The following is a 16,140-nucleotide window of genomic DNA, read 5'->3' on the forward strand; positions in this document are numbered from 1 at the left end:
CCCCCTAGACCAGATAGTAGACAGCCGGCTTGGTTCCCATCTCTTCCTTGAGCCGCATGACTCGGGGCGAGCCGATCAACTCCCGCACCAGGGCCTTGGGATCGTTGCGGTCGCCGAAGTAGGTTGCCCTGCCGACACAGGTGGTCACACAGGCGGGCAGCATGCCCACGGCCAGACGGTGCAGGCAGAAATGGCATTTGCGGGCGTTGCCCACGGGCGAGTTGCGGTCGCTGCGCGGGTCCCAGGTCTTGCTGTATTCCGCTGCGGGCTTCTCCTCATATCCGGCAGCGGCCCAGTCGCCGCCAGCGGTGACGCTCCTGAGCGTAGGGACCCCTTTGGCGTGCCACTCGGCAAAGTCCGAGGTGCGCGCCCCGTAGGGACAGGCTGCCAGGCAGTAGCGGCAGCCGATGCAGCGGGCATAGTCGATGACCGTGACGCCCTGGGCGTTCTTATAGGTGGCCGTCACAGGGCAGACAGTGACGCAGGGCGGGTTGTCGCACTGCATGCAGGGCCGTGGCTGGAAGCTGCGCCGGACGTTGGGGAACTGTCCGAACTCATGTTCGGTAACAGGGCGGTAGATGACGCCTGGCGGCAGCTTGTTCTCGGCGGCGCAGGCCACTGTGCAGGCATGGCAGCCTGCGCATTTGGCCTGGTCGATGACCATGATCCAGCGGACCGTCTTCTGGTCTTTCTCCTTGGCCCGTTTCAACTCCTTCTGCATTCGGAGCAGGGAGTCTTCTTTCGCCGGTTGTCTCGCCATGCTGCCCTCCTGAGGTTACGCGACGCGGATGGGGATCGGTCAGGACCATTTTGGACTTGAAAGGTATGAGAATGAACTATTATGATTTGCATATCCGATTGATGTGATTGGGTCAATGGGGGGGGGGAATTTTTTTTGAAGTCGTTATGCGTGCAGACAGCAAGCGCCCAAGAAGGAATCCGCTTGAGGCAGGATCCGGAGAAATCCCAAACTTCAAAGCATAGGGCTATTCGCCGGAAAAGCTGCTCCAATTTTGCTCCACTGCGACGGCAAACCAGTGATCATTTGTGAATGCGCATGCGTACGCAACCACCAGAAACCATTCGAGACATTGCTGCAACATACTGTAATAATGAGAACAAAACAGAGACTAAAATCCCTCGACCTTCGGGTTATGTCGGTTCGATTCCGACCCTGGGCACCAACTGCATCAATTAGCTATGTTTAAAGAGTATGTTACGCTGTTATAGTCATATAGCGTTCGCTCCAATTCTACTCCACTCGCCTCACCAAATGGGACAGGAGAGTGCCAGGCCCATTCTGCGCACCATTGGAATAGCAATCTCCACACGTAAATCAGTTGTTAACAGCAGATCATCTTCGACTCCAGTGGCAGCAGCGCATACGCATGTGAACAGAATCACAATGTGAGATTTTGCGTTGCCAATTCCTCCTCTGTGGTGCATAGGGCAATAAATTCTGCCCGATGATCCACGCCATCGGGAAACGCAAACAACCATCGAGTGCCATGAAACTTTCCGCCAAGGCGCGCTACGCCGTGCGCATCCTACTTGATCTTGCCACCTACCAGGGCCAAGGCCCAGTGCGCACGTCCGACATATCCGAGCATACCGGCGTGTCGGTGCGCTTTATTGAGCAGATCCTTAAACCTCTCAAAAAGGCCAAGCTGGTGGAGAGCACCCGCGGCGCCTCCGGCGGTTACGTGCTTTCGGCCAAGCCAGAGGACATCACCCTGGCGGCCATTATCCGCATCATCGAGGGCAGCCTCTGCCTGACCCACTGTTGTGAGGATCCGAATACCTGCCACCGCTCGCCAACCTGCCGCAGCCACCGGGCTTGGGTGCGCGTCACCCAGGTCATGGAGGCCGAACTTGAGGACATCAGCATCAGGGACCTGCAGGATGACGTGATCCTGGGCACCCCCCACGGCTGCGACTGCTGACCAATTCCCTCCGCACCACGCCCATTCCATAGTCCCTTCGCCTATTCCCCAGTGTCACGGGAGTATCTGCCCATCCCCGCGATTCCGTGGGGGTAAGGTAATGCATTGGTTTAAAAGGCAATAAAATTTAATTGCTCTTTTATTCACAAATCCCCTTGACGCCGTAGGTTTTTTTTATAAAAACACGACTCATTCAATCGAGATTAAGTTTATCGCACTTAGGCTTATCGCGATTGAATGAATACCGTTTGTCTTGATCGAACTCAAGCTGCACCGACAAACAACGGGACAGGCATGAAACCAACCGCAAGAACCTGCCACGCGACCAGAATCCTGCTTGAACTCGCGCATCACGGGGACAGTCCCCCCATGCGCGCCTCGGAACTCTCCGTCATCATCGGCATTTCCGGGAAGCTCCTAGAGAAGATCGTCCGTCCGCTCAAGACCGCAGGCATGCTCAAGAGCCTGCGCGGAGCCACTGGCGGCTACATTCTTGGCCGCACCCCGCAGACAATCACCCTGGCCGATATTCTGACCACCATGGAGGGTGCGGTCTTCAAGCCCCAGTGCTGCGAGGCCGACATCGACTGCCTGCTCATCGATGGCTGCCCCACCGGCAACATCTGGAGCGGTATCGCGCGACAGATGGAGCAGCGCTTCCAGGCCATCACCCTGGCCGACCTCATGGTCGACTCACGCGAAGCCTGCCCGTCCCGGGCGGCCCGTATGGCCCGGGCGGCCCACGCCTCCAGAGCCGCGTGCGAAGCACACAGCCCAAAGCCCTGGCGCGACGTGAGCGTCGCCACGGGCAGAAGCAGACTCTCCCGCAGGAGGAAACCGGGGAGCGGGCAGACAGCCCCGCGCCAGCCAGGGCGCCCCCGCCTTATTTGATGAAGGCCGGCTCAGATTTCATGCACCATTAAAGGAGAAGATCATGAAAAAATTGCTCATTCTCGGTTCTGGAGCAGGCGGCACCATCGTCGCCGCAAAAATGGCCAAATCTCTTGGCGACGACTGGAAGATCACGGTCATCGACCGCGACTGGAAACATCACTATCAGGCCGGCTGGCTCTTTGTCCCCTTCGGCGTCTACTCCCTGGCCGATTGCATGAAGCCCAAGAGTGACTTCATCCCCGAAGGCGTGACCTTTGTTCAGGACACCATCGTCAACATCAATCCTGAAAAGAAACAGGTCAAGACCGAGAAAGGCGAGTATGATTACGACTGGCTGGTCATCGGCACCGGATGCCGCATCATGCCCGACGAGATCGAAGGAATGATGGACGACTGGCACGGCAATATCCACGACTTCTACACTCCCACCGGCGCTCAGGCCCTCTACAAGAAACTCAAGTACTACAAGAAAGGCAAGGTGGTGCTGAACATCGCCGAAATGCCCATCAAATGCCCGGTTGCCCCGCTGGAGTTCGTCTATCTGGCCGACTGGTTCTTCACCATCAACGGAGTTCGCAAGGACATCGAGATCGAGCTCGTGACTCCGCTCACCGGCGCCTTCACCAAGCCCGTGGCCGCTGGCGTTCTGGGCAAGGTCTGCGAAGAGAAGAACATCAAGATCGTCCCCAACTTCGAGATCGCCGGCGTCAACGTGGGCGAGAAGACCATCGAGAGCGTCAAGGGCGAAAAGGTCGACTACGACCTGCTCGTGTCCATTCCGCCCAACTTCGGTTCCCAGATCATCATGGACTCCGGACTGGGCGACGCCATGGGCTACGTGGACACCGACAAGCACACTCTCAAGGCCAAGAACATCCCCAACTGCTACGTCATCGGCGACGCCACCAACTGCCCCACCTCCAAGGCCGGCAGCGTGGCTCACTACCAGGCCGACATCGTCTGCGACAACCTGCTGCGCGAGATCGACGGCGAGGAGCCCCGGCCCGAGTTCGACGGCCACTCCACCTGCTTCATCGTCTCCGGCTACGAGCAGGCCTACCTCATCGACTTCAACTACAAAGTCGAACCCCTGCAGGGCAAATACCCCTTCCCCGGCGTTGGCCCCTTCGCGCTTCTTGGCGAAAGCCACTTCAACTACTGGGGCAAGATGATGTTCAAGTGGGTCTATTTCAACCTGATGCTCAAGGGCCACGAACTGCCGCTGGAATCCCAGATGTTCATGGCCGGCAAGATGCGCCACCACTTGGTCGGCGCCTAGCGCAGGGGGAACGTAATGGAAGAACAGGTTCTCAAACGCATTGAGGGGATGGAGCAGCAGCTCAAGTACCTGGTCGACGCCTCCAAGGGCTGGCAGGAACTGAAGCATGACCTGACTCCCATCATGCACGACGCTTTCAAGACCCTGATGAAGGAGTTCGGCGAGGTAGAGGCGGGCTTCCAGCTCGAGGACATCTTCGCCCTGCTCAAGCGCCTGCTGCGCAGCATCAAGAACCTCACCTACCTGCTGGAGCAGATGGAAAACATCATCGACCTCTGGCAGACCATCGAGCCGCTCCTGCACTCCGCCGTGCCCAAGGGCATCGAGTTCCTCGACGAGATGGACCAGAAGGGCGTGTTCCGCATGTACAAGGCCATGGTCGAGGTCCGCGGCAAGATGGCCCGTGCTTACTCGCCCGAGGACATCGAGGTCATGGGCGATGGCTTTGTCTCCATGCTCGGCCTGATCAAGAAGATCAGCACCCCGCAGGCACGCGAGATGCTGGAGAAGATGGCCGACCTCATGACCACCATGGACCTCAAGGAATGCAAGGAATGCGGTCCGCTGGGCCTGGTGACCGGCATGAGCAGCAAGGAAGCCCGCAAGGGTCTTGGCGTCATGCTTGAACTGACCAAGAATCTGGGCAAGCTGTCCGGCTAAAAGCTAACGACGGGGCGACCGACACCGCCCCGCAGAAAGCGCCCACGCGCGGCCCGGCGGTTAGAGCCAACGCCGACCGGGCCGCGCCACAAAAAATACCCGCCGCAGGCAGCGGCAGGAGGACTCACATGAGCAAGAAAATCCTGATCGTGGACGACGACCCCGCAGTGGTTGACTTTCTGGAAGAGGTCCTGACCGACAACGGCTACCTCACCGCCAGGGCCTATAACGGTATCGAAGGGCTGGAGCAGGTGAAGGCCTTTTCCCCTGACCTCATCACCCTGGACATGGACATGCCCGAGAAGGGCGGCACAATGTTCTACATCGGCCTGCGCAAGGACGAGGCACTGAAGGGGACGCCGATCATCGTCATCAGCGGTGTTGGCCCCCGCCCCGCTGTATTGACCAAGGACATTCCCACGCTGACCAAGCCGGTAGAACCGGCTGTGCTGCTGGACCTGATCGCCAAGACCCTGGCCTAATCGCACAGCGCGCTGGCGCGGCGGGAAATGTGCGCCCGCCCGCCGCGCCGGGGGCGCGCTACCCGAGACCACAGAGGCATTCTGATGCACCCAGCCCACCCAGAGCCAGACCCTACGCCGAGCGCCAGGACCACCGTCCTGCTTGTGGACGACGAGCAGGACATCCGCGAGCTTTTGGCCATGCTTCTCACCGACCTCGGTTTCTCCGTGCTCACCGCGGCGGACGGCGACCACGGTTTGGCCCTGTTCAAGACGGCGCGCCCACCCATCGTGCTCACCGACATCAAGATGCCAGGCCTGGACGGCATCGGCCTGCTCAAAGCCATCAAGGCATTGAGCCCGGACACCGAGGTCATCATGATCTCAGGTCACGGGGACATGGAATTGGCCATAGCAAGCCTCAAGTTCGGCGCGGCCGACTTCATCACCAAGCCCATCGACGACAACCTGTTGGAGCACGGCCTGAAAAAGGCCCAAGAGCGCATCGCCATGCGCGAGCTAGTGCGCGACTACACCGAAAATCTGGAACGCATGGTGGCGGAGAAGAGCGCCCGGCTGGTGGAACTGGAGCGCAGGCTCGCGGCCAAGCAGATCGTAGAGGGCCTGTCCTCGGCCATGCGCTTCGTCAAAAGCGGCGAAGGCGAGGCAGGCACTCTGGGCGAGCTGCCCTGCTTCGTGTCCATCCACAACCGTGAGCAGCGCATCATCTCGGCGAACACCCTGTACTGCGAGCGCCTGGGCGAGCCCGATGGCCGTGAGTCCTGGGCGGTTTACGGCTCGGCCTACCCCGGGGGCCGGGGCTGCCCGGTGGACGAGGCCCTGAAGAGCGGCCTCGCCGGCTCAAGCCACGAGACACTGCAAGGCGTGGACGGCACCTGTTTCCACGCACTGGTTTCGACCACGCCCATTACCGGCGACGGCGGCGATGTCAGCATGGTTCTTGAGATCGCCGTGGACCTGACAGAGGTGGAGCGCCTGCACAGCGAGCTGGTGTCCAGCCAGCGCCGCTTCCGCGACCTCTTCGATGCTGTGCCTTGCGCCATCACCGTGCAGGACCGCTCGCTCCATGTGGTGGAGGCCAACAAGACTTTCCTGCGCGATTTCGGAGCCACCCTCGGCACGGCCTGCTATGCGGCCTACAAGCACCGGGCTGAGCCTTGTCCGGAGTGCCCCATCCTCACAACCTTTGAAGACGGAACCCGCCACCAAGCGGAAACAGTGGTCACTGACCGCTTCGGCGAGCCCCGAAACATCCTCATCTGGACCGCTCCGCTTTTCGATGCAGCGGGCCGCGTGGAAAAAGTCATGGAGGTGTCCACGGACATCACACAGATCCGCCAGTTGCAAGACCACCTCAGCTCTCTCGGCATGATGCTCGGCAGCATGTCCCACGGGGTCAAGGGCCTACTCATGGGCCTGGACGGCGGCATGTACCGGGTTGAATCCGGCCTTAGGAAATGTGACCTGGAAAAGATCCAGAGCGGCTGGGACACTGTGCGCCACCGCATCCAGCACATCCGCAAGATGGTGCTCGACATCCTATACTACGCCAAGAGCCGCGACCTGGAGTATGCAGAACTCGACCTGCAGGCCTTTGCCAAGGACTTGGCCAACCTCGTGGAGAGTAAAGCCGCCCACGCGGGCATCGCCCTCACCTGCGACTTCGACGGCTCACAGGGACATTTCGAGGCCGACTACACGGCACTGTCCTCGGCCATGGTGAACTTTTTGGAAAACGCCATCGACGCTTGCCTCTCCGAAACCACGGGCAGGCCTCGCAAGATGGGTTTTCGCGTGGCTGCAGAGGGCGACAAGGCCGTGTTTACCATCACCGACACCGGTGTTGGAATGGACCGCGAAGCCCGCGAAAAGATGTTCACGCTGTTCTTCTCCTCCAAGGGCAGCAAGGGCACGGGCATCGGCTTGTTCATCTCAAATCGCATCATCGAACAGCACCACGGCGGTATCGAGGTAGACTCCAGCCTGGGCGAGGGAACGCGCATCACCGTCTGGCTACCGCTCACCCAGCCTGAAAGGGGCAAGGGACACACGGAAGGCCAGTGATGATCACACGGCTGTACCGCCTGCGCCCCAGCCTGCCCCTGGCCGCCAAGATCATGGGCTGTCTTGTTGTCCTCGTTCTGGGGTTGGCTGTCTTCCTGTACAAGTTCAACACGCGCAGCTTCAGCGAACTGGCGGAAAAGAACGCCTACCTCATAGCCGACCGCATTTGTGAGACCATCAAGTCCGGCGCCTCCAGCTCCATGATGCGCAACGAACGTGGCGAACTGCAGAAGATTGTGGCCCGCACCGGGCGCATGGAAGGCATTTCCGGGGTGCGCATCCTAAACAAGGAAGGGCTGGTCATGTTTGCCAGCCGAGAGGAGGAGGTTGGCCAGCGCTGGCCAGCGGGTGGCTTTCAGTGCGCCTCCTGCCATGAGCGCAAGCCCGTCCCTGCTTCCCTGGACATGGAGGAGCGCACCCGCATCAAGGATGGCCCGGACGGCGAGCGCCATCTAACCATTTTCAGCCCCATCACCAATGACGAGGGCTGCGCCACGGCCTCCTGCCACTTCCACCGTCTGGAGGAGAAGGTACTGGGGGTGCTTGTCCTCGACATGACCCTGCGCAAGCAACAGGAGACCCTCCAGGCCCTGTTGGAATCCAACACCCTTTCCCTTTGCATCTTCCTCTCCGGGGTCTTTGCCGTTCTCTACGCTGTCATCTACCTCCTCATCCAGCGGCCAATCCGGGCCATGATCAGCGTCACCCGCCGAATCGCCGACGGGGAGATGGACTGTGCGCTCAACATCCCCCAGCGTGACGAATTGGGGGAGTTGGCCGACGCCATCGGGCTGATGTGTCGGGAGATCAGCAGCAAGCATGGGGAAATTATCAAGCAGCGCCAGCTCTATCAGAAACTCTTCGAGGGTGTGCCCTGCATCATCACGGTGCAGGACCGTAATTTTCGTCTGCTGCGCTACAACCAGACCTTTTCCGACCTGTTCCAAGTGAACAAGGGCGGATACTGCTATGAGGCCTACAAAGGCCGCACTGAAAAGTGCCCACAATGCCCCGTTGAAAAGACCTTTCAGGACGGCCAACCGCATTTCACCGAGGAAACGGGCGTCTATAAGGACGGCACCTCCGCCCACTGGATCGTCAAGACCTCACCTCTGTACGACGAGGAGGGGAACATCACCGCAGCCATGGAAATGTGTCTGGACATCACCCCTCGCAAGCGCCTGGAGGAGGAACTGCGCAAAAGCGATCGAAAATACCAGGACATCTTCAACAACATACCCAACGCCTTGTTTGTCCTCGACGCCAACGACATGACCATCCTTGACGTGAACCGCAGCACCGCCATGCTCTATGGGTATCGCCGAGGAGAACTCATTGGGCAGAATGTCCGGCTTATCTTCCATCCTGAGGAGGCCGAGACCGGCGCCACCAACCTAGGGCTAGGGCAGGCCATGTACCGTGTGCGAAATCAAGCCAAGGATGGCAGGTTGTTTTATGTGAATATCATCACCGCCATCTCCGAGTCCGATGACCGCAAGGTCGTATTGGCCACTGCCACGGATGTCACCGAGCGCATCCGTGCCGAGCGCCAGATGGTGCAAGCCTCCAAGATGGCTACGTTAGGCGAGATGGCCACAGGCGTTGCCCACGAGCTGAACCAACCCTTGGCCGTCATGCAAATGGTTGCCAACCTGTTCGTGCGCAAGCTTGAGCTCGGCCAGGCGCCTGACGAGGCCACCCTGCGCGAGATGGCCGACAAGCTCCGCAACAACGTGGAGCGCAGCACGCGCATCATCAACCACATGCGCGAGTTCGGCCGCAAGCCAGCAACGCAGGACGCACAACCCGTGGACCTGAACCATGTGGTGCAGCGTGCGTTCGACTTTTTCAGTCAGCAGCTCAAGGTGCGCGGCATTGAGGTGGTCTTCGACTTGGCCGAGGGGCTACCCCTCATCATGGCAGACCCGAACCGCCTGGAACAGGTGTTCATGAACCTCTTACTCAATGCCCGCGATGCCATTGAGGACAAGTGCGCAGGCGTCACTTGCGGTCCGCGCGACCGGCGCATCACTCTTCGCACACGCGCCCGCAGACGCACGGTCATGGCCGAGGTGGCCGACACCGGCGTGGGCATACCGCGCGACTTAGGCAGCCGTATCTTCGAGCCCTTTTTCACTACCAAGCAGGTGGGCAAAGGGACGGGGCTCGGCCTGTCCATCAGCTACGGCATCGTACAGGATTATGGTGGCACCATTCACGCCCGGCCGCGCTCCGGCCAGGGAGCACGCTTCATCCTGATGTTCCCGCGCATTAGCAACAACAGCAAGAACAACACTTGAGGACGACATTCAGGATCGAAACAGCCACGCCATAACCAATGCACACAGGGGGCACTACCTTGCTCCAATTTTGCTCCACTGCGAGTGCAAACCAGTGATCATTCGTGAATGCGCAAGCGTACGCAAACACCAGAAACTATTCGTGGTCTGCATGCAACACTGTAATAATCAACGCAAAGTAGAGACTTAAAATTCCTCAACATTCGGGTTATGCCGGTTCTGATCCGACCCTGGGCACCAAGCATATCAGCACTGTATAAGGACGCGACCTCTCGCGTCCTTGCTATTTGGCTTTACAACAGTGAGAGGGTCTCGGCTGGGCGCCCTGGCGCAGTCTGGAAACGCATCAAGACACCGCCTGGCGTGGAGGACATAGCTCCCGCATCCGGGCCTCAGGCTTGGCCCCGGGCACCGGACGGACGGCTACTCGCGAGGCCCGCCGGTCGACTTCGTCCCCATGCGCTTCATGATCTTCTGCAGGCTGACGCGCTCAATGCCGGAAATGCGCGCGGCCTCGCTCACGTTGCCGCCTGTCTTCTCCAACACTTGGTTCAGATAGCTCCTGGTGAATTCATCCAACACATGGGCCTTGGCTTGCTTGTAGGGAGCCAGGACCGCTGCCTGCCGCGGCGCGCACTCCTCCATCCGTCCGCCCTCGGCCTGGCGCAGGTGCGCCATCCCCACCTGCTCCACCGGGCAGAACACTGTCAGACGGCGCACAAAGCTCTGAAGCTCGCGCACGTTGCCCGGCCAGGGCCGCGCAGACAGGCAGGCCATGGCCTCCGGGCCGAGGGATTTCGGCGGCAGCCCCATCTCGCGACAGGCCTGCTCCAGGAAATACACCGCCAGCAGGGGGATGTCCTCGCGCCGGTCGCGCAGGGGCGGTGTCGCCACCGTAAGCACGTTCAAGCGATAGAACAGGTCCTCCCGGAACTGGCCCGACTGAATGCGCGCCTCCAAATCCTGATTGGTGGAGGCCAGGATGCGCACGTCGACCTTTACTGTTTCGCTGGAGCCCACCGGCCGGACCTCGCGCTCCTGGAGCACGCGCAAAAGCTTGGTCTGCACACTCATGGGCACATCGCCGATCTCGTCGAGCAGGATGGTGCCGCCCCGGGCCGCCACGAACAGGCCTCGGCGGGCCTTGTCAGCCCCGGTAAAGGCACCCTTGACGTGCCCGAAGAGCTCGCTTTCCAGCAGGTGCTCGGGGATGGCCGGGCAGTTTACGGTGACGAAGGGACGCTGGCCGCGCGAACTCAGGCGGTGGATGCTGGCGGCGACCAGTTCCTTGCCGGTTCCGGACTCCCCTCGAACGAGCACCGTGTAGTCCGAGGCCGCCACCGCGGCGATGGCCTCCTTCATGCGCAGCATGGGCGGGCTTGAGCCCACGAGGCTGCGGTCCAGCTCCGGCCGCCGGGCAAGTTCCCGCAAGGAGCGGTTCTCGCCCAGCAGTTTCGCTCGGTCCAGGCCTTTGGCCACGGCCCGCAGCAGGTCGTCGCGGTTCACGGGCTTGGTCAGGAAGTCGTAGGCCCCGGCCTTGAGCGCAGCCACGGCGGCCTCGACGCTGCCGTGCCCGGTAAGCATGATGACGGTGAGCTGGGGGTCGGCCTCCAGGGTCTGGCGCAGCAGTTCCTGCCCGTCCAGGCCGGGCATGCGCAGATCCGTAAGCATGAGCTCCGTTTCCCCGGCCTCAAGCAGAGCCAGAGCTTCTGCCCCGCTTGCTGCCAGAACGCATTCGGCATCGGGGAAGCCGGCCTGGATGTGCCGGGCCAGCCCCTGGGCGAAGTCGCGCTCGTCGTCCACGATGAGAATCCGCTGGGCCATCTATTTTTCCTCCCCTCTGTCCTGGGCCTCCGACCCGTCCGCAGGCAGGCGCACGGTGAAAACGGCGCCGCCTTCAGGTGTGTTCTCAACTGCCAGGGTTCCGCCAAGCTCGCGCACCAGCCCATAGACCACGGCCAGGCCCAGCCCCGTGCCCTTGCCCACCTCCTTGGTGGTGAAGAAGGGGTCGAACACGCGGTCCAAGTGCTCCTCCGCAATGCCCGGCCCGTTATCGGCCACGTTCAACTGCACGAAACGGCCATCCGGCTCGGCGGCCAGGTCTACGCGCACCCGGCCCGAGCCTTCTGGCACAACATCCAGGGCGTTCAACAGCAGGTTCGACAGAATGTGCTCCAGGGCGTCGGCCCCGGCGCGCACCCGCGGCAGATCAGGCGCCGCGGCCAGCACCACCTCGATCTTGGCGGCCTTGGCTCTTGGCCGCAGCACCTCGATGATGGAGGCGGCCACGTCGGCGGCCGAGCTGGGGCCTGTGGAGGCAGGCCGGGGCCGCGCGAAGTCGAGCAGGTCGCGCACCACCCGCTGGGCCTGGCCCGTGTGGCGCAGGATGACGTCCAGGTCGGCCTGCGGTCCTGGCTCGGACATGGCCGGGCGCAACAACTCGGCATAGCAGAGGATGACGCCGAGGGGGTTGTTGATCTCGTGCGCCAACCCCGCGGCAAGCTGGCCAACGGCCACCAGGCGCTCGTTCTGGCGCATGCGGCCCTCCATGCGGCGCTGGGCCGTGACCTCGCGCAGGTAGGCCACGCTGCGCCTGCCGCCAGGGCTTTCAAGCTGGTACAGGCTGGCCTCGAAGATGCGCCCGTCCGGAAGCTCGAACTCGCCGGAGCCTCCCTCGGCCGTGGCCGTGGCGATGAGCGCGGGAAGCGTCGACGCCCCCCCGGCGTCGACCTCCGCGGCCAGGCGCTTTGCCGTTGTGTTGGCCAGCAGCACCGAGGCGCTGGCGTCGAGAAGCAGGAGCGGGTCGGCGATGCCCTCGAAGATGGAGGACAGGGTCTCGTTCTGGCGCAGCAGGCCGTCCAGGGCGTCCAGGTTCTCCATGGCGATGCCGAGTTGTTGGCCTATGGCCAGGGCCAGGTCGGCCTGGCGACCGCTCGACTCCTGTTCGGCGTCCCAAAACAGGCAAAGGATGCCCCGGCTGGTGCCCGTGGTCTGCACGGGAATGTACCAGGCCAGAGGTGTGAAGCGCGGTCTCTCGGCAGAAACCAGTTCGTGCCAGTCCGCGGGCAGCTCTGGCCTGGCTTTGGGGTCCGGCCAGGCGGCGAAGTCCGTTGCCGAGAGAACGCAGACGTAGGCTGCCCTGGCGGCCTTGAAGCGACCGGCCACAAGGGCCAGGGCGGCGGCCAAGAGCTGAGGCTTGGCCTGGCTCTCGTTCAGGCTGTTGAGGAGCGAGACGAACAGGGCTACGTCGGCGCGGCGCTCCTCGGCCTGCCTGGTCAGCTCCACGGTGCGGTCGGCCACCTTGTCTTCCAAGGTCGCGGCATAGTCCTTGAGATCCTGCCTGGCCTGACGCAGATGTTCCGCAAACGCTTCGAAACCGTGCAGGATGTCCTCGATCTCGTCCTCACGCGCATGAAGGCTGGCAGGTGGCGCGCCGACGGGAGGCCCCTCCATCGGAGCCTCCTCAGGGAAGATGCGGTGCATCACGCCCGTAACGCGCCGCAGGCTCTGCACCACCAGGCGGTGGAAAAAGCCCTGAATGACCAGGAACAACACCAGAATGCCCACGGCGAAGAACGTTGCGAAGGAAAGGGTGGCGTCGCGGATGCCGCCCACGTCGCGCTCCACCTTGAGGCGCACCAGGTCGATGCCCGCCAACTCGCCCACCTTGCGGCCAAAGCCTCGCACGGCCCCATAGCGTTCGATGAGTTCCTTCGGGGCCAGCTTCGGGTCGCCGTGGCAATGCAGACAGGAGGCCTCAAAACGCTGGGGCCGGGCAGTGACGAAATGCCGTTCGCCATCGAGCTTGACGAACTCCTCCACACGCACAAGGGAGCGGTCCGCCTCGAAACGATGGATGATCCCCTGCTCCAGGGGGTTGGCCTCATAGTCCGGGTTGCGCGCGCCTATGCCCACCCGCCTGTAGGTGAAGGAATCCTTGGCCAGATTCAGATCGCTCATCACCGAACGGGTGACGTAGGAAGTGCTCATGGCCTCCAGGACGAACTGGCTCTCGGGCAGCACACGGTACATGGCGGGCCTGAGCTGGGTGCGCACGAAACGCTGAACGGCCTCCACCTGCGAGAGGATGAGCGCGGCCTTCTCGCGCGCCTCGCTCTCCATGAGCCGCCCCAGGTGCATGTTCAAGGTGAGGGCGAAGAAGGCCACCATGGCGGCCATGACCAAGCCAAGCCCGGCCAGGAACTTGCTCTGCAGGGAATGTGGTTTCAGGCGCATCGGCATAGCCCCTTTTGCGGTCACCATAAGCACAGTCGCCACACCTGGCAACTTTCGTTTGCAGCGATGCTTCCTTCCATTTGCAAGGTGCAAACTCAAGTTAGCACTAGAGTCCACTCACGCCCAATAATTGGCACATGATTTCAGACTATTACAAACGATCCGAGCCCTGGCACCGTCCTTGCTCAAGGCCGGCAACATCGTAACGCGAGCCGCCATGGGTGGTGGTTCCAGCAAGACCGAGATACCTGGAGGAGTCACATGGAAGAAAGAAAAGGCATGGCGCACATCCTGGCCATCATCCCCGGCCTGGCCGTCATGATCGGCACGCTGTACCTGCTGCGCACCTTTGTCGAGCCCTGGATGAAGGAGGCCGTTGTCTTTGGGCAGAAGGGCTGGCTCGTTCAGGTTCTAAGCCTGAACTACATCCTGTTGTCCATCATCGCGGGCATCATCTACCGCAACGTCTTTTTCGGAGGCAAAATCCCTGACTGGGCCGAGGCGGGCTTCCGCACCACACGCCTGTTCATCAAGTCAGGCGTCATCATGCTGGGCAGCCTCTACACCCTGCAGAAGCTGGCCAAGGTGGGCAGCATCGCCATCCTGCTGATCTCAAGCTTCGTGTTCGGCACGGTGTTCTTCGTCCTCTGGTACGGCAAGCGCGTCGGCATGGACCGTTCCATGATCGGCGTCATGGGCGCCTCCTGCGGCGTGTGCGGCGTCTCGGCGGCGGTGGCCACCTCCCCCGGCGTCAACGCCAAGCCCTCTGAAGTGGCCCTTGCCATCGCCACCATCCTCGGCTTCGGCATCATGACCATGTTCATCAGCCCCTTCATCGGCAAGGCGCTGGCCCTGAGCGACTACCAGTTCGGCGCCTGGGTGGGCACGGGCATCCTCAACTCCGGCCAGGTGCTGGCCACCTGCCTGGCCTTCAATCCCACCTTCGCCCCCGGCACCGCCGTTGCCTATGGCGAGATATGGAACGTGGTCCGCGTCATCTCAATTCCCTTCGTGGTCTTCATCATTACCACCTGGGCCTGCAAGGCCGAGGCTGCCGAGTCCTGCTCCACCGCCGGTGCGCAGATGAAGCTGAGCAAGGTGTTCATGGACCGCTTCCCCATTTTCGTGCTGGGCTTCTTCGGCATGACCGCCATGTCCTCCCTGGGCTGGCTGGGCGCAGAGGGCTCCAACACCCTGCACCTGCTGCGCGATGTCATGAGCTGGATCTTCGGCATCGGCCTGGTGGGACAAGGCGCTTACATCGACATTCGCGAGCTGAAGAGGGCGGGCGGCAAGCCGTTGCGCGTCGGCCTGGTGGCAGGCACCCTCAAGTACGTCGTGGCTCTCGTCGTCATCATGCTCTTCGTGTCCAAGGACGCGAGCTTCTAACGGAGGAACATATGTCTGAGAAAGCCAAAGGGAAAATGACCGTATTCAAGACCGACCGCCATGAAGATGCCGCGGCCATGGTCTTCGTCAGCCTCGTGGTGGCCGCCGTCCTGGTCTACATGGCCTATGTGGTGCCCACGGTCACCATCAAGCCCAACCAGGACGGCAAGGTCGTGGCCATCAAGGTCCAGCAGGACCAGGAGATCAAGAAGGGCGACCTGATCTACACCTTCGAATACAAGGACAAGAAGTTCGTCAACGGCGAGCTTCAGGAAAAGCTGGCAACAAAGGATGTGCTCGCCTCCACCAACGGCAAGGTGCTCACCGTGGGCGTGAAGGAAGGCGATATGCTGAAAAAAGGCAAGACGAGCATCATCGTCATGGACCACGAAAAGGGAACCCTGCCCTAATGAAGATTCTCCTGGCTCTGGATGATACGGCCCGGGCCGTGGACGAGGCCCTCAGGCTTGCCTCCGAAAAGGGGGCGAGCCTGACAGCCCTGTTCGTCTTGGACACCGGGTGGAGCGTGTACATCGGGTCGGATTTCTTGCTGGGAAGCACAGCCCGCAGCAAGTTTCTGGAATACACGCGCGACGACGAACTGAGCCAGGAGCAGGCGTCATTGGCGGCTTTCCGTCGACAAGCAGAGGCCGCCGGCGTGGCCTTTGACATCAAAACCGCCAGCGGCGGCCGCATCGCAAAGGAAATAATAATGGAAGCGGCCCAGGGCTATGACCTCCTCGTCATGGCCGCACCCTTCCGCCGCGGCCTTGAGGTCATGCGCGACGCCCCCTCCGCCATCCTCAAGGCCGCGACTTGCGATGTGCTCTTCGTGCGTGGCGGTGAGTAGAAACCGAGCGCCCTCTTGGCCAAGGCGGTCAATGGCGTTTCAA

At 61.6% G+C, this 16,140-nt stretch carries 13 protein-coding genes; 10 read left to right on the top strand and 3 right to left on the bottom strand.

Annotated elements, in window-relative coordinates; all coding sequences use genetic code 11:
* Window positions 1-4: 4 nt before the first annotated feature.
* On the bottom strand, window positions 5-760 hold the full coding sequence (locus RDU24_RS06380) for a 4Fe-4S dicluster domain-containing protein (protein WP_308734914.1): 756 nt from the start codon (window positions 758-760) through the stop codon (window positions 5-7).
* A 748-nt stretch (window positions 761-1,508) separates the two neighbouring features.
* Between RDU24_RS06380 and RDU24_RS06385 the strand changes: the two genes are divergently transcribed.
* From RDU24_RS06385 to RDU24_RS06415, 7 genes are all read left to right on the top strand, one after another.
* Window positions 1,509-1,943, top strand: a complete 435-nt coding sequence (locus RDU24_RS06385) for an RrF2 family transcriptional regulator (RefSeq protein WP_308734915.1) — start codon at window positions 1,509-1,511, stop codon at window positions 1,941-1,943.
* Between the two features lie 294 nt (window positions 1,944-2,237).
* Window positions 2,238-2,834 (top strand): RrF2 family transcriptional regulator, encoded by a 597-nt coding sequence (locus RDU24_RS06390; RefSeq protein ID WP_308734916.1) that lies wholly within the window; start codon window positions 2,238-2,240, stop codon window positions 2,832-2,834.
* 43 nt (window positions 2,835-2,877) lie between these two features.
* Window positions 2,878-4,116 (top strand): type III sulfide quinone reductase, selenoprotein subtype, encoded by a 1,239-nt coding sequence (sqr, locus tag RDU24_RS06395; RefSeq protein ID WP_308734917.1) that lies wholly within the window; start codon window positions 2,878-2,880, stop codon window positions 4,114-4,116.
* A gap of 15 nt (window positions 4,117-4,131) precedes the next feature.
* On the top strand, window positions 4,132-4,776 hold the full coding sequence (locus RDU24_RS06400) for a DUF1641 domain-containing protein (protein WP_308734918.1): 645 nt from the start codon (window positions 4,132-4,134) through the stop codon (window positions 4,774-4,776).
* A 128-nt stretch (window positions 4,777-4,904) separates the two neighbouring features.
* On the top strand, window positions 4,905-5,258 hold the full coding sequence (locus tag RDU24_RS06405) for a response regulator (protein ID WP_308734919.1): 354 nt from the start codon (window positions 4,905-4,907) through the stop codon (window positions 5,256-5,258).
* 84 nt (window positions 5,259-5,342) lie between these two features.
* Window positions 5,343-7,322 carry a response regulator gene (locus RDU24_RS06410; protein WP_308734920.1) on the top strand — a complete coding sequence of 660 codons (1,980 nt, stop codon included), beginning with the start codon at window positions 5,343-5,345 and terminating at the stop codon, window positions 7,320-7,322.
* On the top strand, window positions 7,322-9,622 hold the full coding sequence (locus RDU24_RS06415) for a PAS domain S-box protein (RefSeq protein WP_308734921.1): 2,301 nt from the start codon (window positions 7,322-7,324) through the stop codon (window positions 9,620-9,622). Before RDU24_RS06410 ends, RDU24_RS06415 begins: the two co-directional genes overlap by 1 nt.
* Before the next feature lie 423 nt (window positions 9,623-10,045).
* Here the strand turns inward: RDU24_RS06415 and RDU24_RS06420 are convergent, their stop codons facing one another.
* Window positions 10,046-11,446 (bottom strand): sigma-54-dependent transcriptional regulator, encoded by a 1,401-nt coding sequence (locus tag RDU24_RS06420; RefSeq protein ID WP_308734922.1) that lies wholly within the window; start codon window positions 11,444-11,446, stop codon window positions 10,046-10,048.
* Entirely contained in the window at window positions 11,447-13,858 is a 2,412-nt protein-coding gene (locus tag RDU24_RS06425) for a c-type heme family protein (protein WP_308734923.1), read from the bottom strand.
* 261 nt (window positions 13,859-14,119) lie between these two features.
* On the opposite strand from RDU24_RS06425, the gene RDU24_RS06430 reads away from it, so the two are divergent.
* From RDU24_RS06430 to RDU24_RS06440, 3 genes are read left to right on the top strand one after another with little or no spacing between them, the layout of a single operon-like run.
* Entirely contained in the window at window positions 14,120-15,247 is a 1,128-nt protein-coding gene (locus RDU24_RS06430) for a YeiH family protein (protein WP_308734924.1), read from the top strand.
* Between the two features lie 11 nt (window positions 15,248-15,258).
* Window positions 15,259-15,657: a biotin/lipoyl-binding protein gene (locus RDU24_RS06435; protein ID WP_308734925.1), complete on the top strand. Its 399-nt coding sequence runs from the start codon at window positions 15,259-15,261 to the stop codon at window positions 15,655-15,657.
* Entirely contained in the window at window positions 15,657-16,097 is a 441-nt protein-coding gene (locus RDU24_RS06440) for a universal stress protein (RefSeq protein ID WP_308734926.1), read from the top strand. Before RDU24_RS06435 ends, RDU24_RS06440 begins: the two co-directional genes overlap by 1 nt.
* Window positions 16,098-16,140: the final 43 nt, after the last annotated feature.

Source organism: Humidesulfovibrio sp., assembly GCF_031082295.1.
In the GTDB taxonomy this organism is placed as follows: Bacteria; Desulfobacterota; Desulfovibrionia; order Desulfovibrionales; family Desulfovibrionaceae; genus Humidesulfovibrio.